The 18,513-nt window shown below is 56.2% G+C and carries 19 protein-coding genes, 1 pseudogene and 1 riboswitch; of the genes and pseudogenes, 13 read left to right on the forward strand and 7 right to left on the reverse strand.

Going from position 1 to position 18,513, the window contains the following annotated elements; genetic code table 11:
* Positions 1-39: 39 nt before the first annotated feature.
* Together H0O22_RS10150 and H0O22_RS10155 are read left to right on the forward strand one after the other, a co-directional pair.
* Positions 40-1,041, forward strand: coding sequence for a cysteine synthase A (locus tag H0O22_RS10150; protein ID WP_185186544.1), 1,002 nt, complete (start codon positions 40-42; stop codon positions 1,039-1,041).
* Positions 1,042-1,050: 9 nt separating this feature from the next.
* Positions 1,051-2,649, forward strand: coding sequence for a serine/threonine protein kinase (locus H0O22_RS10155; protein ID WP_255439283.1), 1,599 nt, complete (start codon positions 1,051-1,053; stop codon positions 2,647-2,649).
* Here H0O22_RS10155 and smpB read toward each other — a convergent pair.
* A complete protein-coding gene (gene smpB / locus H0O22_RS10160) occupies positions 2,643-3,140 on the reverse strand; it encodes an SsrA-binding protein SmpB (RefSeq protein WP_185186546.1) in 498 nt (165 codons plus the stop codon). The genes H0O22_RS10155 and smpB overlap by 7 nt on opposite strands.
* Positions 3,141-3,218: 78 nt before the next feature.
* Between smpB and ruvB the strand changes: the two genes are divergently transcribed.
* From ruvB to H0O22_RS10195, 7 genes are read left to right on the forward strand one after another with little or no spacing between them, the layout of a single operon-like run.
* On the forward strand, positions 3,219-4,259 hold the full coding sequence (gene ruvB, locus H0O22_RS10165; RefSeq protein ID WP_185186547.1) for a Holliday junction branch migration DNA helicase RuvB: 1,041 nt from the start codon (positions 3,219-3,221) through the stop codon (positions 4,257-4,259).
* Positions 4,256-4,993, forward strand: a complete 738-nt coding sequence (locus H0O22_RS10170) for a tetratricopeptide repeat protein (RefSeq protein ID WP_185186548.1) — start codon at positions 4,256-4,258, stop codon at positions 4,991-4,993. The genes ruvB and H0O22_RS10170 overlap by 4 nt, the downstream gene beginning before the upstream one ends.
* A complete protein-coding gene (locus H0O22_RS10175) occupies positions 4,993-6,183 on the forward strand; it encodes an amidohydrolase (protein ID WP_185186549.1) in 1,191 nt (396 codons plus the stop codon). The genes H0O22_RS10170 and H0O22_RS10175 overlap by 1 nt, the downstream gene beginning before the upstream one ends.
* Positions 6,180-6,395 (forward strand): DUF3188 domain-containing protein, encoded by a 216-nt coding sequence (locus H0O22_RS10180; protein WP_185186550.1) that lies wholly within the window; start codon positions 6,180-6,182, stop codon positions 6,393-6,395. Before H0O22_RS10175 ends, H0O22_RS10180 begins: the two co-directional genes overlap by 4 nt.
* A gap of 15 nt (positions 6,396-6,410) precedes the next feature.
* A complete protein-coding gene (locus H0O22_RS10185) occupies positions 6,411-6,983 on the forward strand; it encodes a HEAT repeat domain-containing protein (protein ID WP_185186551.1) in 573 nt (190 codons plus the stop codon).
* A gap of 11 nt (positions 6,984-6,994) precedes the next feature.
* The gene (locus tag H0O22_RS10190; RefSeq protein WP_185186552.1) at positions 6,995-7,981 is read left to right on the forward strand and encodes an SIS domain-containing protein; all 987 of its coding nucleotides are present in this window, start codon (positions 6,995-6,997) and stop codon (positions 7,979-7,981) included.
* Positions 7,981-8,535 carry an HAD family hydrolase gene (locus tag H0O22_RS10195; protein ID WP_185186553.1) on the forward strand — a complete coding sequence of 185 codons (555 nt, stop codon included), beginning with the start codon at positions 7,981-7,983 and terminating at the stop codon, positions 8,533-8,535. Before H0O22_RS10190 ends, H0O22_RS10195 begins: the two co-directional genes overlap by 1 nt.
* A gap of 6 nt (positions 8,536-8,541) precedes the next feature.
* Here the strand turns inward: H0O22_RS10195 and kdsB are convergent, their stop codons facing one another.
* The 3 genes from kdsB to H0O22_RS10210 are packed head-to-tail and all read right to left on the reverse strand — an operon-like array spanning position 8,542 to position 10,499.
* Positions 8,542-9,312: a 3-deoxy-manno-octulosonate cytidylyltransferase gene (kdsB, locus tag H0O22_RS10200; protein ID WP_185186554.1), complete on the reverse strand. Its 771-nt coding sequence runs from the start codon at positions 9,310-9,312 to the stop codon at positions 8,542-8,544.
* On the reverse strand, positions 9,312-10,010 hold the full coding sequence (locus H0O22_RS10205) for a hypothetical protein (protein ID WP_185186555.1): 699 nt from the start codon (positions 10,008-10,010) through the stop codon (positions 9,312-9,314). Before H0O22_RS10205 ends, kdsB begins: the two co-directional genes overlap by 1 nt.
* 9 nt (positions 10,011-10,019) lie before the next feature.
* Positions 10,020-10,499 carry an HIT family protein gene (locus H0O22_RS10210; RefSeq protein ID WP_185186556.1) on the reverse strand — a complete coding sequence of 160 codons (480 nt, stop codon included), beginning with the start codon at positions 10,497-10,499 and terminating at the stop codon, positions 10,020-10,022.
* A 17-nt stretch (positions 10,500-10,516) separates the two neighbouring features.
* Between H0O22_RS10210 and kdsA the strand changes: the two genes are divergently transcribed.
* Both kdsA and thiC read left to right on the forward strand, forming a co-directional pair.
* Positions 10,517-11,326 (forward strand): 3-deoxy-8-phosphooctulonate synthase, encoded by an 810-nt coding sequence (gene kdsA / locus H0O22_RS10215; RefSeq protein ID WP_185186557.1) that lies wholly within the window; start codon positions 10,517-10,519, stop codon positions 11,324-11,326.
* A 31-nt stretch (positions 11,327-11,357) separates the two neighbouring features.
* Positions 11,358-11,455: riboswitch (TPP riboswitch) on the forward strand.
* 32 nt (positions 11,456-11,487) lie between these two features.
* On the forward strand, positions 11,488-12,873 hold the full coding sequence (gene thiC, locus H0O22_RS10220; RefSeq protein ID WP_185186558.1) for a phosphomethylpyrimidine synthase ThiC: 1,386 nt from the start codon (positions 11,488-11,490) through the stop codon (positions 12,871-12,873).
* 376 nt (positions 12,874-13,249) lie between these two features.
* Here the strand turns inward: thiC and H0O22_RS10225 are convergent, their stop codons facing one another.
* From H0O22_RS10225 to H0O22_RS13465, 3 genes and pseudogenes are all read right to left on the reverse strand, one after another.
* Positions 13,250-14,377, reverse strand: coding sequence for a DegT/DnrJ/EryC1/StrS aminotransferase family protein (locus H0O22_RS10225; RefSeq protein ID WP_221625484.1), 1,128 nt, complete (start codon positions 14,375-14,377; stop codon positions 13,250-13,252).
* Complete coding sequence (locus tag H0O22_RS10230; RefSeq protein WP_185186559.1) at positions 14,367-15,554, reverse strand: class I SAM-dependent methyltransferase; 1,188 nt, start codon at positions 15,552-15,554, stop codon at positions 14,367-14,369. The genes H0O22_RS10225 and H0O22_RS10230 overlap by 11 nt, the downstream gene beginning before the upstream one ends.
* A gap of 259 nt (positions 15,555-15,813) precedes the next feature.
* Positions 15,814-15,921, reverse strand: a pseudogene (locus H0O22_RS13465) (hypothetical protein); the annotation flags it as partial.
* 397 nt (positions 15,922-16,318) lie between these two features.
* On the opposite strand from H0O22_RS13465, the gene H0O22_RS10240 reads away from it, so the two are divergent.
* Together H0O22_RS10240 and H0O22_RS10245 are read left to right on the forward strand one after the other, a co-directional pair.
* Complete coding sequence (locus H0O22_RS10240; RefSeq protein ID WP_185186561.1) at positions 16,319-17,638, forward strand: hypothetical protein; 1,320 nt, start codon at positions 16,319-16,321, stop codon at positions 17,636-17,638.
* Entirely contained in the window at positions 17,638-18,408 is a 771-nt protein-coding gene (locus tag H0O22_RS10245; RefSeq protein WP_185186562.1) for a hypothetical protein, read from the forward strand. The genes H0O22_RS10240 and H0O22_RS10245 overlap by 1 nt, the downstream gene beginning before the upstream one ends.
* The last annotated feature ends 105 nt before the right edge of the window (positions 18,409-18,513 follow it).

The raw sequence follows: 18,513 nt of genomic DNA on the forward strand, positions 1-18,513 counted from the left end.
CATCAACGCTTCTACGATCACTGCAACGCAGGGACGGGCATGGGCGCCAGCACTCCGGGGATTGCATCCGGCTTTGTCGGTGCGGTGGGCCAGACCCCGCTGATTCGTCTGAACGCCCTGAGTGCCCTGACCGGCTGCGAGATCCTCGGCAAGGCTGAGTTCATGAACCCGGGCGGGTCGGTCAAGGACCGGGCGGCCCTCGGGATTCTGTTGGAGGCCGAAGAGCAGGGCGTCCTCAAACCTGGCGGCACCGTGGTCGAGGGCACGGCGGGTAACACCGGGATTGGCCTGACGCACCTCTGCAATGCCCGTGGTTACCGGGCGGTGATCGTGATCCCGGAGACCCAATCCGCGGAGAAGATCGGTCTGCTGCGTAGCCTGGGGGCCGAGGTGCGCACCGTTCCCGCCGTTCCCTACAAGGACCCCAATAATTACGTCCGCCTCTCGGGCCGCATCGCGGAAGAGATCCCGGGGGCGGTCTGGGCCAATCAGTTCGACAACCTCGCCAACCGCCGCGCCCACTACCGGACCACGGGTCCGGAGATCTGGGAGCAAACCGGCGGCCAGGTGGATGCCTGGGTGGCTGCCACGGGCACTGGCGGCACCTATGCCGGTGTGGCGCTCTATTTGAAGGAGCAAAAGCCACAGCTGCGCTGTGTCCTGGCGGATCCCCATGGCAGCGCCCTGTACAGCTGGGCCACCAGCGGCGAACTCAGCAGCGAGGGCAACTCGATCACGGAGGGCATTGGCAATAGCCGCGTGACCGCGAACCTGGAGGGAGCTCCGGTGGACGACGCGGTCCGGATCCACGATCAGGATGCGCTCCAGACGATTTACGACCTGCTTTGGCAGGAGGGTCTGTTCCTGGGCGGATCCGTCGGCATCAATGTGGCCGCAGCCGTCGAGACAGCCCGTCGCATGGGGCCGGGCCACACCATCGTCACGGTCCTCTGCGACAGCGGAGATCGCTATCGGTCACGGCTTTATGACGCTGAGTGGCTGAAGGGCAAAGGTCTGCAGCAACCTGAGCGCGCGGCCTGATCCACGTTGGTGGAAGACGATCCGAGTTTGGAGCCGGGAGCGCTTATCGGCGGTCGCTACCGCTTGGAGCGTTCCCTGTCGGATGACCGCTGGTTGGCCTTGGATCAGGCGGCTGCCGATGCGCCGACCCATCTCACTGTCCTGAGTGAACTGACGGAGGAGCAAGGGGAGGAACTGAGCAAGCGCTGGCTTCAGCTCCAGAGGGTCTTGCATCCCCAGCTGCCTCGTTTTGGGGATCTGATCAACACCGGTGAGGCCCTCTGGCTGCCTCGCCCCTGGCAGGAGGGAGAGACCCTGCAGGCCCTGCTGGATGCCGGCGAGACCTTCTCGCTGGAGGACGTCTTGGTGTTGCTGCGTCAGCTGTTGCCGGTTCTGGCCCAGCTGCATAGCCAGCGTCTGTCCTGCGCGGATTGGTCACCGGCTCACATTCTGCGGCGATCGCCGGATGGTCTGACGGTTCCCTTGGCGCTGGAGCAGCCAGCCCCTTGGGATCCCCAGCGCGATCTGCTGGCCATCGCTGAGTTGGCCCAAACCTTGCTGGCGGACCAGGCCCCATCCGCCTTGGCCTCGATTGGGCCGCTCCAGGCCTTGAGCAGCGATCAGCCGGCGTTGCGTTTCCCCTCTGCCGCCGCTGCCCTCGCCGCCTTTCAACAGTTCACGCCTGTTGCCACTGCGCCAGCGGTGGTGCGCCATTCGACCCCGTCCCGAAGACGGAAGCGTCAACAGGAGCAGGACGCGGAAGGTCGGCTCTGGCCAGTGGTCGTTGCCCTGGTCCTGGCCGCGCTGGTGGGGACGGCGGTGGGTTGGTTGCTGTTGAGCCGAGGCAAGGTCACGGGCCCGACGGCGCTCCCGAGTTTTCGGCTGCGTTCGAGCTTGCCGGCGGCGGAGATCAACCAGCGCGAGCAGCTACTGAATCGCCTCCGGGCCCTGCAGGTCGATCGGCGTTGGTTCCTCAAGTTGGTGGACGCGAGCTTCCTGGAGCGCGGCGGCCGGCTGCCCTCCGATAGCCAAGCGGATGCTCCCCTGCGCAAGGTCTGGAGCGAACTGGCCGAAGACTGGCTAAGCCGTGTGGAGCAGCTACCCCTGCCGCTACGCCCCCGCTTGGGCAACCTGACGGCCACCGATTGGAACCGGCGCCAACAGGGCCTTGTGGCCCAGGGGCTGAGTCCGGAGGTGGTGCAGAAGCTCGTCTCGGGCAGTGCCTTGAACCTGCTGAACGGACCCCAGGCCGCTGAGATCCCCGCGGAGCCCTTTCGCCAGCTCTGGTACGCCGCCGCCGAGCAGGCCCTTGGCAACCTGCAGATCGAGTTGATCAAAGGGCAGCGCAACAGCACCAAAACCATCTCCGCCAGGGTCCCGGCGGGTGGTGCCCGGGTCTTCCCGATTCAGGTGCCGTCGGGCAGTCGCCTGGTCCTGGGGGTCAAGGGCTCCCCGTTGATGCAGATGAGTGTGTTCGCGGCGGATGGTCAGCTGCTGGAAGCCCGTGGTCCGCTGCGGGTGGTGAGCCTGGGGGAGGTCAAACGCTCCCCAGTTCAGGTCTTGATCAGCAACGACGGTCTGTCGTCGGCGAGCCTGACCCTCTCCCTGCGTGTGGATCCAACTCAGTAGCGGGAGATGGCTTTTTTGGCGTCCTTGATGTCCTGCTTGCGCCGCTCCTCTTGACGCTTGTCATGGAGCTTGCGGCCCTTGCCCACGCCAATGGTCGCCTTGATCCAGGACCCCTTCAGGTGGATGTTCAGGGGAATCAAGGTGAGGCCCTTCTGGTCCACGGCGATCCGCAGCTTGTCGATCTCCTTGCGGTGGGCGAGCAGGCGACGGGTTCGGAGGGGTTCGTGGTTGAAGTAGGCGCCGGCGTGGGTGTGGGGTGAGATGTGGACGTTGTGCAGTTGCAGCTGCCCTTTGCGGATCAGGCAGAAGCCATCGCGCAGGTTCACTTGGCCCGCTCGGATGGACTTGACTTCGGTGCCCATCAGCTCAACGCCGCACTCCAGCGTTTCCAGAATTTCGTACTGATGCCGTGCGAAGCGGTTGTCCGCCAGCAGTTTGTTGGCGGCTTCCCGAAGGGCCTTGGCGTTCTTTTTGCCCCCGCCCTTGGCCATGGCGCTGTGATCCAGGTCCACCGACCCTAGGGATGGACCCGCTGGCCGGCGGCCGTCCCCTGCCGATACCCTCGGGCGATGGCCATCGTCTCTTCGGGATCAACAGCGCCGCGCGAGCCGGCCCCGAGGTTGGTCGATCCCGCTGTGAGCGAGCAAGAGAAGCCGCTGCAGCGGGAAGATTCGCTCCGGCCTAAGCAGTTGGCGGATTACATCGGCCAGAGCGAGCTCAAACAGGTTCTTGGGATTGCGATTGAGGCCACCCAAGCGCGGGATGAAGCCCTCGATCACGTCTTGCTCTATGGCCCCCCCGGGTTGGGCAAGACCACGATGGCGATGGTCTTGGCCGAGGAGTTGGGGGTGCGTTGCCGCATCACCAGTGCCCCGGCGTTGGAGCGCCCCCGTGACATCGTTGGATTGCTCGTGAATCTGCAGCCCCGGGAGCTGCTGTTCATCGACGAAATTCACCGCCTGACCCGGGTGGCCGAAGAGTTGCTCTACCCGGCGATGGAGGACTTTCGCCTCGATCTCACCGTCGGCAAGGGCACGACGGCCCGCACCCGAACGATTCCCTTGGCTCCTTTCACCTTGGTGGGGGCGACGACGCGGGCGGGTTCGTTGAGTTCTCCGCTGCGGGATCGCTTTGGTCTGATCCAGCGGCTGGAGTTCTACGGACTGGAAGACCTTCAGGCGATCGTGCAGCGGGCCGCCGGTTTGCTTCAACTCGACTTGGCGGAAGAGGCGGCCCTCGAGGTGGCCCGCCGTTGCCGGGGCACCCCCCGGATCGCGAATCGCCTGCTGCGTCGGGTGCGCGATGTCGCCTCTGTTGGTGGCCATGCGCGGGTGAGTGCCGAGTTGGTGCAGCAGGCCTTGAGCCTGCATCGGGTGGATGGCCGCGGCTTGGATGCCAGCGACCGGCGTCTGTTGGACCTGCTCCACAGCGGCTATGGCGGTGGACCGGTGGGCCTCGACACCCTCGCGGCTGGCTTGGGGGAAGACCCCGTCACCCTGGAATCGGTGGTGGAGCCGTTCCTGTTGCAGCAGGGCCTGTTGCAGCGCACCCCCCGCGGGCGCGTCATTACCCAGGCCGGCATTGATCACCTGCAGGATCAGGCGGCATGACGGCACTGTTCGCGCTTCTGCTGGCGGTGCAGCTGAGCCTGCCTCAACTCTTTGATCAGGCCCTGACGGCCAGTCGCGAGGGGGCCTTCCCCCAGGCGCTCGACCTTTGGAATCAGGTGCTGGAGCTGGCTCCGGAGGACGCGGCGGCTTGGAGTAATCGCGGCAACATCCAGCTGGCCCTCGGGGATCCCGAGGCGGCCATTGCCGATCAGACCAAGGCGATGGAGCTGGATTCCAGCAACGCTGATCCCCATCTGAACCGCGGTACTGCCGAAGAAGCCCTGAAGCAGTGGGACGCCGCTGAAGCCGATTACCGCTGGATCCTCGAGCGTGGCCCCGATGCCTCGGCTCTCTACAACCTGGGCAATGTCCAGGGTTCCAAAGGCGATTGGCAGCAGGCCCGGGACAGTTTTGAGCAGGCCTCCCAGGAACGTCCCGGCTTTGCGATGGCCCGCTCCAGTGCGGCCTTGGCGGACTTTCAGTTGGGCGATCTGGACCTGGCGGAGAAGGAGTTGCGCAACATCATTCGCCGCTATCCCCTCTTTGCCGATGCCAGGGCCGCATTGACCGCCTTGTTGTGGCGCAAGGGTGAATCCGGGGAAGCCGAGAGCCATTGGGCCTCGGCTGCGGGCTTGGATCCCCGTTATCGCCAGCCAGAATGGCTCTTAGAGATCCGGCGCTGGCCGCCGGTTCCGACCCAAGCGCTGTCTGACTTTTTGGCCCTGAGCAGCTGATGCCCGATCTGCTCTCCTGCGATCAGCTCAAGGCGGATGTCCAAGCCGCCCAGCAGGAGCTGCTGGCCATCCGGCGGCATTTGCATGCCCATCCGGAACTCAGCGGCAACGAGCACCAGACCGCCGCGTTGGTGGCCGGTGAGCTGCGCAAGTTGGGCTGGAGGGTCCAGGAAGGCGTTGGCCGCACCGGGGTGGTGGCTGAACTGGGTTCAGGCAGTGGTCCCGTGGTGGCCCTGCGGGTGGACATGGACGCGCTGCCGGTTGAGGAGCGCACGGGCCTGCCCTATGCCTCGTTGAATCAGGGCTTGATGCATGCCTGCGGCCACGACATCCACACCACGGTGGGGTTGGGGGTGGCTCGGATTCTTGGGCCCTTGGCCGAGCGGCTGGGCGGCAAGGTGCGGTTGCTGTTTCAACCGGCGGAGGAGACCGCCCAAGGGGCAGCCTGGATGGTGGCCGATGGGGCGATGCAGGGGGTGGACGCTCTGTTTGGGGTGCACGTTTTCCCGAGCCTGCCGGTGGGGACGATTGGGGTGCGCAGTGGCAGCTTGACGGCGGCGGCGGGCGAGTTGGAGGTGGAGGTCTTGGGCGAGGGAGGCCATGGGGCCCGTCCCCACCAGAGCACCGATGCCATCTGGATTGCGGCACGGGTGGTGAGTGGCTTGCAGGAGGCGATCAGCCGCAGGCTGGATGCCCTGCATCCTGTGGTGGTCAGCTTTGGCCGGATTGAAGGGGGGAAAGCCTTCAACGTGATCGCCGATCACGTGCGCCTGCTGGGAACGGTCCGTTGCCTGGATCTAGACCTCCATGCCCAGTTGCCGGGATGGATTGAGGAGACCGTCCAGGCCATCTGTAAGGGCTATGGCGGCGAGGCCCGGGTGCGCTACCGCTGCATCTCGCCACCGGTTCACAACGACGCTGAGCTCACCCAGCTTCTGGCGGATGAAGCGGTGGCCCTGCTGGGACGTCCCCAGGTGGAGTGGCTTGAGCAGCCATCGCTTGGGGCTGAGGATTTTGCGGAGTTGCAGCGGGAGACCCCGAGCACGATGTTCCGTTTGGGTGTGGCGGGACCCAATGGCTGCACACCGCTGCACAGCAACACCTTTGCTGCCGATGAGGCCTCAGTGGCCGTTGGCGTCGAGGTCCTGAGCGCAAGTCTGTTGCGCTGGTTGGAGCGGGCCGCGGCATGACCCCCATAAGTCGACTCGGACGAGATCTGCTGGCGTGCTCCACCCTGCTTTTGGTGGTGCTGGGGCTGCTCGGCGTCTTACTGCGTCAAGGTCCGGATCGCCTGCAGGCCCTGCCGGCCCTGTTGATCGGCTTGGCTCTCTTGCTCCAGAGCGCCTGGAGTTGGCGTCGCCGGCGCCGCTCGATTCTCGGCATCCTCAGGGACGAGCAGTAGAGGCAAACTGGGCCGATGAACGTCGACGAACTGCGCGAGGCGATTGCCTCGGACAACCCCGGCAAGGCGCGTCCTGCGCTGGCAAGCCTGGTTCATGCCAGTGCCGAAGAGGCGGAACCGCTGCTGCTGTTGGGGCTGGAGCAGAGCGACATGATCTTGCGCCAACTCAGCTGCTCAGGCTTGGGTCACAAGCCCACGGCCGCCGGTTGGGAGCCGCTGGTACGGACCTTGAAGCACGACTCCGAGGTGGCCGTGCGTGCGGAAGCGGCGAACGCCTTGGTCAGTCACGGTCTGGATCGGGCTTGGCCCTTGCTGCTGGAGTCGTTTCAGTCCGAGACCGAATGGCTGATTCACTGCAGCATCCTCTCGGCGGTGGCCGAGCACCCTGAGATTGCTCCGGAACAGTTGCTTGAGTTAGCGCGGCTCGCCGTGGCCGAAGCCGATGGGACGGTGCGCGTCGGCGGCACGGAAATCCTGGGTCGCCTGGTGCGGGAAGGCAGCAGCGAGGCGCGAGAGGTGCTCCAGGGTCTGCAGCAGGACAGCGATCACCGCGTTGTCGCGGCAGCCTTGAATGGGTTGCAGGGTTAATGACAGAAATCATGTCTGCCTTGACGCGCTGCCTACAGCAGGAGGCCGCTGCCATCGCCGATACGGCGTCTCGCTTGAGTGTTGAACAAGTCGAGGCAGCGCTCAAGCTGCTGCAGCATTGCAGTGATCAGGGCCGCAAGCTGGTGATCAGTGGGGTCGGGAAGAGCGGCATCGTGGCCAGGAAAATTGCCGCGACCTTCTCATCGATTGGCTTAACTGCGATCTATCTCAATCCCTTGGATGCGCTCCATGGCGACTTAGGGGTTGTCGTTCAAGACGATGTTGTTTTGCTGCTCTCGAACAGCGGTGAAACCGAGGAATTGGTGCAACTGCTTCCTCACCTGAAACGCCGGGGTGCGCCGACGATTGCTTTGGTGGGTCGTCTTCAATCCAGCTTGGCTCGTGTCAGTGACGTGGTGCTGGATGGCTCCGTTGATCGCGAGGTCTGTCCGCTCAATCTGGCACCGACGGCGAGCACCGCTGTGGCTATGGCCATTGGTGATGCCTTGGCAGCGGTCTGGATGGAGCGCTCGGGGGTGTCGCCTCAGGATTTTGCCCTCAATCACCCGGCTGGCGCGTTGGGTAAGAAGCTCACGCTGACCGCGGCAGATTTGATGGTTCCCGTGGCCCGCGTGCGGTCATTGGCACCAGCGGCTCCTTTACAAGAGGTCATTGCCGCTTTGACGGATGCCGGTGTGGGCGCCTCATGGGTTGCTAGCCCGCAGGACGCCACTCAGCTTGTCGGTTTAATTACGGACGGCGACCTGCGCCGGGCGCTGCAAGAGGCTGGATCTGGGGGTTGGGCCCACTTGCAGGCGTCCGATCTGATGACCGTTGATCCGATCACCGTTCCAGCCGCCACTTTGGCTGTTGATGCGATGGAGCTGATGGAGCGCAATCGCCGTAAGGCGATCGCGGTGCTGCCGGTGGTGGCGGAATCGGGCGAGTTAGAAGGGTTACTGCGATTGCACGATCTCGTTCAAGCTGGGTTGCGTTGATGTGGGCTCGATGGCGCTGGAGAGGGCTTACGAAGCGCTTGGCAACGATCCAGCTCGTGCTCCTCGATGTGGATGGTGTGCTGACAGATGGTTCCCTCTTCTATGGACCGGAAGGTGAGCTGAGTAAATGCTTCAATGTGCGAGATGGACTAGGGATCCGCCTGCTTCAGAACGCCGGTATCGAGGTGGCTTTTCTGAGCGGCGGCCGCGGCGGCGCCACAGAAGTGAGGGCCCAACACCTAGGGATCCGTCACTGCCTTGTTGGTGCAATGGATAAGCCCCATGCTCTGACTGAGCTGTGTCAACGCGTGGGTGTGGGTCCTGAGCAGATTGTCTATGTCGGAGACGATCTCAATGATCTGGCCTTACGGGGCAGAGTGGGTTTGTTGATTGCTCCGGCGGATGCCGTACCAGCCTTGCGTCGTCGCGCTGATGCGGTGCTCATTCGCAAAGGTGGCCATGGAGCGGTGCGAGAGCTCGCTGAACGCTTGTTGAAATCCCGGGGTGAGTGGGAACAGCTCTGCCGGCAGGGCTGGCGTGATCGCAATGACTGATTGCGATTAGAGCTCTGCCGAAGCGATTACCCTAGCTTGTTCGAGTTGCTCAGCGGTATCAACAGACAGCGATTCGTCTTCTACTTGAAAGGTGCCGATCTCAATGCCGGCTTCGATCAACCTGAGCTGCTCCAATTTCTCAATCTGCTCAAGCGGTGAATTAGGTAGATCGTTCCACTGCTGAAGGACATCTGCCCGGTAGCCGTAGATCCCGACGTGTCCCCAGTAGCTGGCATATTCTCCCCAGTGCTTGGGATCGACCCCGCGCACATGCGGAATCGCCGAGCGCGAGAAATAGAGGGCCCGACCATCTGCTGCTAACAGGGTCTTCACCACATTGGGATTGTGAATGTTCTTGGCAGACATTCGATACACCGGTGTTAATACCTCGGGTGTGGGATTCCGATTGATGAAGGCATCAGCCATCGCATCAATCACGCGTGGATCGATGAATGGTTGATCGCCCTGGACGTTGATGATCAAGCTCGATTTTGCTGATCCACCCCATTGGCTGATCAATTGCTCGCTTACCGAGGCGATGCGCTCACTGCCTGAGGCGCAGCTGGGGCTTGTGAGAAGTGCCTCAAAGCCCCAAATTTTGGCTTTTTGTAGCAGTTGGTCGCTGTCGGTGCAGAGCACGACTGCAGAGGGTCTGTTGGCTTTGGCGCAGCGTTCGAGCACTCGCTGCAGCATCGGCTTGCCGCCAACGTCGGCCAGCACCTTGTTGGGAAGGCGGCTTGATTCCAGGCGAGCTGGAACGGCGACTAGACAATTCATTATTCAAACAAGCGGAAGGCTTCATCACGGGCAACAAACCACTCAGCAGCGAGCGTCCCACCCATGGTCCGCTGGGCCTGAAACCAGGGACCTCCGAGGGTCCAGTGCAGCAGTGATGCTGATTCAGCCTTCGCTGGCTCCTGAACGGCAACCAGGTGGTTCCAGCCATCGGGAAGTGCCCCGATCTCGTGATCCCCGGCTAGCCAGTGGAAGCGGTGTAACTCGAGGCCGCTGGCGCTGTTGACGTACTCGGGCGTGAGAGCGGCGCAGCGGCTGCAGTTAAGCAGCATCAGAGAGCTCCAATTTTTTTTCGGGTAGACGCTCTGAACTTCACCGAGAAACTTCGTGGTTTCGCCGGGCACATGCTCGTGCTGAACGCACTGCACGCTGAACTGCTCATCGCGCAATGCCCAAAGCTCGGCAATGTCGCCGCGGGCGAGCATGTCGCAGTCCATGAAAATGGCCCAGCCCCGATAGCCCATCAGATGGGGGACCAGAAAGCGCGTGAAGGAGAAGGCGGTGCTCTGTTTGGGATCACGGGGACGCCAGTAGAGCTGCTGCGCTTCGAGCTGCGGGGTCACGAGCGGCGTGATCGCTAGGGGCACACTGCTGTGCTGGCTCAGGCTGTCAATCAAGACGTTGGTCGCGGCTCGCTCACGCGGGTCAACGCCAATGAAGATGGGGATAGGCCTGCTCATTTCTGGAGATTAAAGCGACTCTCCCAAGGTCTTGATCACTTCTCGTCCCTTGGTGACAAAGGTCTTGATTGCCTCGGGATTTGCGGGCGGGTGTTGCTTCTGGGCGATTTGCCTGTAGAGATCCGCCACGCACCAGGCTTCTGTTTCAGGGTCATGGCCAAAGCGTGGGATCAGATGGAGGTGGAGATGCCTGGCGCCTTCTCCAAATGCGATGGCATACACCCGATCACAGCCGGTTATTGACTGGACAAGCCTGGAGGCTTGCTGCACGGCTAGACCCCATTGGGATGCCTCGAGATCGCTGAAATCCACTGGCCCACTGACATGCCTGGATGTGTCGAGGAGCAACCAGCCAATGCGTGGAGCTGGGTTTGGGTGGTGTCTCAGCACCCAGAGCTCATTACGGCTGATCTCAAAACGCTCTTGGCTAGCTGAGTCATTGTGCTGAAGGCACACGCCGCAGCACTTTTCAGGCAGAGTGAGTTGCATTGGTTTCCTCAGCTCTGATGAGTTTTACCTTGATCGCTGGCCCCTGTGTGATCGAGAGCCGTGAACTGGTGCTCCAGGTGGCGGAGCACGTGAAGGAGATTACGGATCGCTTAGGCATCGATTACATCTTTAAGGCCAGTTTTGATAAGGCCAATCGCAGCTCGGGGGGGGCATTCCGCGGACCAGGCATGCAGGAAGGTTTAAAGATTCTTGCCGAGGTTAAAGAGCGGTTTGGCTTACCGGTGTTGACGGATATTCACGAGAGCATCCAGGCCCCACCTGTAGCGGAAGTGGTCGATGTATTGCAGATTCCTGCATTCCTCTGCAGGCAGACCGATTTACTGCTGGCCGCTGCTGATGCTGTCAAAGGAACAGAGAAAACAATCAACATTAAAAAGGGGCAATTCCTGGCCCCCTGGGATATGACCCAGGTTGTGAACAAGCTTCGGGATGGCGGAGTAAAGAATCTCTGGCTGACCGAAAGAGGAAGCTCTTTTGGTTACAACACATTGGTAGTTGATTATCGCAGCCTGCCGCAACTAAAAGCAATGGGATGTCCTGTGATCTTTGATGCAACCCACTCGGTCCAGCAACCCGGAGGACAAGGAACTAGCAGCGGCGGGCAGAGAGAGTTTGTGGCACCGCTTGCCCGTGCGGCGGTTGCGGTGGGTGTCGATGGGTTGTTCATGGAGGTTCACCCCACTCCGGATCAGGCCTTGAGCGATGGACCAAACATGGTTCCACTCGCCCGACTGGAGCCGCTGTTGAAACAGCTGATGGCTGTCAGGGAAGCGATTGGTTCCGAGAGTGCTGTCAGCACCCTATGAGGCATTGAGCTAACTGGCCTTGCTAGGTTGAAGGGGTCACTAGGGGTGCCTCCCGTTGAGGGGGCTGAGATCAGACCCTCCGAACCTGATCCGGGTCATGCCGGCGCAGGGAAGTGAGAAGAGACACTCAGGTTGCGCCCCCGCCCAACGCGATAGCGGTTATGCGTAGCGCCTGGATCGAACAGCGCAAAGGTCAACCCAACGTCTCCCAGATGCACTATGCCCGCCAAGGGGTGGTGACTGAAGAGATGGCCTATGTGGCGAAGCGGGAGAATCTTCCCGAGTCGTTGGTCATGGAAGAGGTGGCCCGCGGCCGCATGATCATCCCGGCCAACATCAACCACACCAACTTGGAGCCGATGGCCATCGGCATTGCATCCAAGTGCAAGGTGAACGCCAATATTGGCGCTTCACCCAATGCTTCTGATGCCTCCGAAGAGGTGAAGAAGCTTCAGCTGGCCGTGAAGTACGGCGCCGACACCGTGATGGATCTCTCCACGGGTGGCGTGAACCTCGACGAGGTGCGAACAGCGATCATCAACGCCTCGCCAGTCCCCATCGGAACGGTGCCTGTGTATCAGGCTCTCGAGAGCGTCCATGGCTCGATTGAGCGCCTCTCGGAAGATGACTTCCTGCACATTATTGAAAAGCACTGCCAGCAGGGCGTTGACTACCAGACCATCCATGCCGGTCTGCTGATTGAGCACCTGCCCAAGGTCAAGGGCCGCCTGACCGGGATCGTCAGCCGCGGCGGCGGGATCCTGGCCCAGTGGATGCTGTATCACCACAAGCAGAACCCCCTCTACACGCGCTTCGACGACATCTGTGAAATCTTCAAGCGCTACGACTGCACCTTCTCCCTAGGCGATTCGCTACGTCCGGGTTGCCAGCACGACGCCTCTGACGCCGCTCAGCTGGCTGAGCTGAAGACCCTCGGCGAGCTGACCCGCCGCGCTTGGAAGCATGACGTTCAGGTCATGGTTGAAGGCCCCGGTCACGTGCCTTTGGACCAGATCGAGTTCAACGTCAAAAAGCAGATGGAGGAGTGCAACGAGGCCCCCTTCTATGTACTCGGTCCTCTGGTTACCGACATCGCGCCCGGTTACGACCACATCACTTCAGCGATCGGTGCAGCGATGGCCGGCTGGCACGGCACGGCCATGCTCTGCTATGTCACCCCGAAGGAGCACCTCGGTCTCCCCAATGCAGAGGACGTGCGCGAAGGCCTGATCGCTTACAAGATCGCTGCCCACGCTGCTGACATCGCTCGTCACCGTCCCGGTGCCCGCGATCGCGATGACGAGTTGAGTCGCGCTCGTTATGCCTTCGACTGGAACAAGCAGTTCGAACTCTCCCTTGATCCCGAGCGGGCCAAGGAGTATCACGACGAAACCCTACCTGCTGATATTTACAAGCAGGCCGAGTTCTGCTCGATGTGTGGCCCCAAGCATTGCCCGATGCAGACCAAGATTACCGAAGAAGATCTTGAGGGTCTAGAGAAAGTCCTGGCGGAGCAACAGAGCAATAGCGAAGTCGCAGCCATCTAACTCCAGCTCCCTGTTCGAAGCAATCAGCCCGGTCGCTAGCCCGGGCTTTATGGCCAGATCACTGATGTTGCGCACCCTCCATGATGCGGTTAATTATTAAACAAACGTCACGGTGGGGTTGGGTCAATTATTGCGTTGAGACCGACTGCAGAGAGCTTTCGCTTAGGCCGCAACGTTCTTGACAGGGAAGACTCATCTGTCTATTAGGACAAGGCTGAGGACGGAAATTCTGAAGCGGTCGACGAATACCGTGTCGCCCTCGAGGGCTGTTTGCTCGTGTCAGCGGAAGCCACTTCAGCTGGGGCATTCATGTGTCCGGATCACTGTTTAGTGAGAAATTGCCCAGTGAGGTTTCCTCAGCAAATACCGTGTAAAGCTAACAGATCTGCGATGAGAATTCGTTAATGCAAGCACACACGTACAGCGCTTGCTCAGACGTAACTGTTGGCCCAATGGGCAAGCTCAGGCAGTTGTCATGGATAAAGTTAGAGACAGGGTACATCTCTGGATCTATGTGTAGTCCGGCATAGGCCTTTTGTTTGTAAGGAGGCAATGGATAGTGCTTCATTGTCTGTATATTCATTCCACGCAGGTAATCTGAAAGCTGGTCACTAAATGGGCAAAGAATGACAAACAAATGCCAGGCATGGTAATATTCACTAATTGGTTTACCGGGCAATCGAATATTGACGCCCTCCTTGATGTTTTGCATATAAACAGATGCAATCATGTTGCGATGATTGTTGTCAGCATTTAAATAAGGTAATTTGCAATTCAGAAAAGATGCCTGCAACTCGTCAAGCCTTGAGTTTCTTCCAGGTATATCATTATAATACTTTAATTCGGAACCATAATTTCTTGTAAGTCTAGCTTTCCTTGCCAAGATGTCGTCATTTGTGCTGATGGCTCCTCCATCACCTAAGCATCCTAGATTCTTTCCGGGATAGAAGCTGAAAGCCGCCGCATCTCCAAGGTTTCCACATCTAACTCCATTTGCTGATGCGCCATGAGCTTGAGCTGCGTCTTCTAAGATCTTGAGAGAATATTTATTCGCAATCTGTTTAATCTTGTTCATCTCACAAGGCAGCCCATACAAATGGACAACCAAAATTGCTTTTGTCTTATCAGTAACTCTTTCCTCAATTCGTTCTGGATCTATATTAAATGTAGATATATCAGGTTCGACGGGAATTGGTACAGCACCAACTCGCGTAATTGCAAGCCACGTAGCAATGTAAGTGTTGGCAGGCACAATTACTTCATCTCCAGCGCCAATATTCCAGCACTCTAAGACAATCTCCAGTGCATCTAATCCATTGCCAACACCAATACAGTGCTTAACGCCTAAATAGTTCGCAAAGTTATGCTCAAAACTCTTTAACTCGTCAGATAAAACTATCCATGATTGTTTTAGGAACTTATCAAATGAATCCTTGAAATGGCGGTCGAACCGGCGATTGATTGATTCAAGATCTAAGAACTTGATCATGGATTTATCGTACATCTAAAACCTCTCCGAAATAACCATTGCTTTTTAAGTTCTGGCGAACTTCAGAGGGTAAGTGCCATGCTAAGTTCAGAATCTTGCGCTGAGGTGTTTTAAGTTCATATAAATCCTTCTCCGGATAGATTGGAATCCTTGTCCCTGGAACATAGTAGCCAGTCTTGATCGAACCTTTAATTTCATAGACTGCCGAGATCTTTGATTCATCAAGACCAAGCATCTTTACCAGAATGGCGGCTCTTCCAGGAAATGCCTTTGCAGGCATTGGGCCGCCCTTAGACACTTCTTCGTCAATCATTTGACTGGTCTTTTTAATCCAATGATCAATATCTGAGTTCATGCTCTTTAAGCCATCGAAGAAATGATCTTCTTGGATATGTTTGTTATGCTTTGGCATTTGACTTATGTGAACCCTTATGTTTCCGCCATACCTACTAACAAACTCAACATCTGATATGTTCATGCCAAGAGACTTGGCGATAAACTCGAATGACTTGTGGCTATATGTTCTAGGATGCTCATGATAAAAGGTGTCAAACTGCCCCCTTGATATGATATCCCCAAGATAATGATTCTCGATTATAACTATCGTCTTTTCGTTAGAAACGAGCCTCAGATTTGCAATTAATGCTGGCAAGTCTTCTATGTGCGCAAAAACGTTGGTGAATGTTATAAAGTCAAAGTCGCCAACTGTTCTTTTTAGTTCTGAGGCGACAGAGTCATCAAAATATCTGTTGACTAAATTGTGGTGGTCCGATGCATCTCGAATTGCGCCAGTTGGGTCTACTCCATAGGTGATGCATCCTTTCTCCCTGAAAATATCTAGCAGGCTTCCATCGTTGCAGCCAATATCCAGGACTTTCTTGTTTGCTAAGCTTCCGTACCTTTGCTCTGCGCCGTCTACAAGGCCTCGCATACCATCTGTCACGCTCTTAGTTACTCTTGCGCGATAATGATATTCCTGATTGAACAACGTCTTTTTGTTTACTTGATACCTTTGATGGGCTGTATTGCATTCGCTGCAATATATTATGTCAATTGGATATTCGATGCATCTTCTCTGTTCTCCAATCTTGACTAGATCATCGCATAAAGGATGCAGTCCCAAATTTAAGGCATCAAAAAGTTGGTCATTTCCGCACACTTCGCATGAAGTAACGAAAGCCAGCTTTTCCAATTGGTTAGGTTGATATCCTGTTGACATTAGCACGCCAAGCAGATTGATGCTCTAATCCACTATAGAACACACTGTCATGCGCAGACTAGTATGAAAAAATAATAAACTCTGATTGAACAAGAGTGCAAAGAACAAGCGCTAAATGTTTCTGAGGCCATACTCTCGATTCAGATGAGTCAGGCGCATACGAAGAAAGATTGATTACGTGATCTATGCTCTATGCCAATTTGAATCATAACGTTCATTGATCTAATAATCGGATTACTCTCGCCGGATTCCCTGCAACAACTGTATGCGGAGCGACTGACTTTGTTACAACGCTTCCTGCCCCAACGATAGAGCCCTTTCCAATCTTTATACTTGGCAAGATAACAGCTCCCGCACCAATACTGCAACCTTCTTCAACTATTGTCATCTCAGGCTCTTTATATTTTCGGCTTCTCGGGTAAGAGTCGTTGCAGAATGATACCCCAGGTCCTATGAAAACATCATCCATAATCACAACTCCTAGCCAAAGAGACACTCCTGTCTTGATAGTAACTCGGTTGCCTACAATCGCTCCACTCTCAACAAAACACCTATCACATATGTTGCAGTCAGCACCAATTATTGCTCCCGACATGATGTTGACGTAAGACCATATGCGCGACCTTTCGCCGATTTGCAAAGTCTTAATCACAGAGTGACGACCTTTGTAAATACCTTTAAGCCGCAACCGCAAACCTATGAGCATGATATTATGAGATTCATAGATAATAACCCGAATGGATCAGGCCAATGCAATAAAGCTGCTGTCAGAAGGCAAAATGAGCACGCTCTGCTTGGAGTTGATGGACTATGACTATGATCTTTATGCTCAGGTAAAAGAGAACGAAGGACAATATAGCTATCTTAAATACCAAGCCACGATAGAGTCGACTGTTGAAAACTATCTATACACTAGACTTGGTGGGTCAGCAGAACCTGCGGCTACTTCGTTAGCAAATAATCGTCTAAATACACAAGCTTCTGACAAATCAAAGTATTTCGGAAAAACAATAATCCTCTTGCATAACCCAAGTATAGACGCGCATGTCACGGTGCTTGTGTCTATGCAGAAGGCTTTTTTTGATGTGTTCAATCCGGACGACCTATATATAGCCGTCTTGTATAAATACACTGACTATACTCCATGGAAGGATCTGATTGAACTTCGAGGATTTACTTGCATTCCTCAACATGATGGTAATGCAGTTGAAATGCTGGCAGAATTACGTGACGTCTACCGACCTAAGCAATACATATGGTGGGGGCCTCCCGTCTACCAATGGCTTGGCCCTTTAATTGATCCAGGCGCCATTCATCGGAGCGTGAGCTTTAAATATGATATCCCTCAGTCGCCGCGCTTCAATTCACACCATATTGGCTATGGAAAAAACTATGCATGCAAAATCAGTTCGGAAGTTCCAATTTATGGCTTCCACCAGCCAATTACTCGTTCATCGATTCCAGATATTTCACCTTTCCAGCTTCAAGAAGCAGCATTTCAGTCTGAAATGTCTTTGAGAAACAATCCGCTGAAAACACGATCCAGAATAAATATTGGTGTAATTGGACGAGCCGAAAAAATCGCTCAGCCAAGCTATCTAGATTCAATTGTGCAAATACTTCGTCAAGATAATAGGCTTATCTTTCACTGGACAGGACAGCACGAACGCGAAATATCGACCTATTTTGAAAATCATGGCCTGGGACATAGACATCAGTTTCATGGTTGGGTCTGTTCCTACGACTTTCTTTGTGAACTCGATATCTATCTAGATACTTTTCCTTTTGGCACTGGTCAAAGCCTTGCGCTGGCTGGGTATATGGGAAAGCCGATCATTTCCATGGTCTCACCTTATGAAGCTAGCTTCACTAATCTCTTCAACTCCTTTCTGGTGGAGCTGCTTACAGTGAAGTCAGCCAAAGACTATGTAGCTCGCGTTCTTGACATATGCGCCCAAAAGCATGAAGTGCCCAATGGTCTTGAATTGCACGATCAATTTAGCTTATGCTTCGATGATCAATCCCTGATTGATCTCCCGGCTCAACTTGCTCTGTAATGGCCTTTAACGGACACTTCTTGACCATTGTTAAAACATATATTGACTTGATCAACAGTAGAAATGAACCAATGCATCCAACGCGTGCGCTTTTTAGCGTAGGCTTTCCTGACATCATTTCCAAACAAGGTTCCCTCGATTGTCACCTCGAACAGAACTTAAAACCCTTTGAGACTCATAGCCCAGAAACTCTTAGGTGGCATGGTCTTCCTGATGATAATCTATATACCACTTTCAGCATGCCAAAATTTTGTGCCAGTGAAGGATGGGATTTTCAATACCTAGACATTGCCCCGGGCACCGGTGACAACTCTTCATCATTTCATCAGCTCGATCTTAATCATGACCTAGATCCGTCTTTGTACTCATCTTGTGACATACTAATTGATAGCGGCACTGCTGAGCACTGCTTTAATATAGGGAAGGTATTCGAAAACTACTTCCATATACTTCGACCTGGAGGCTTTGTGTTGCAATATATTCCCTTCTTGTCGCCGAATCATGGATTCTGGAGCGCCAATCCAACTGTTTTTTATGACTTAGCAAGCTGTAATCCAATCAAGGTCTTCTTGTGTGAAATGCAGTCATTTGCCAGCTATAGAGACTATTTCTCGGGCAACTATCACCGCATCTCGTTTTCCCCTGTCAATAGGTTTGTATTGCCTTCTGATCTAAGCCTTGATCTGACAGTGCTCATATTTGCTGTATATAAAAAGTACAAAAAAAGTCCTTTTAAGTATCCTATGCAGGCCAAATATCGCTCACAGTAAGCCGGTTGGCCGCCTCGCTTGTGCAAAGAATGCTCCATCTCATTTTCAGAGCCTAATTCCTTTGCTGATATGTCTAGCCTTTGCGTTAAGCAAGCCTTGGCTTTT

Source organism: Synechococcus sp. LTW-R, assembly GCF_014217875.1.
Lineage (GTDB): Bacteria > Cyanobacteriota > Cyanobacteriia > PCC-6307 > Cyanobiaceae > Vulcanococcus.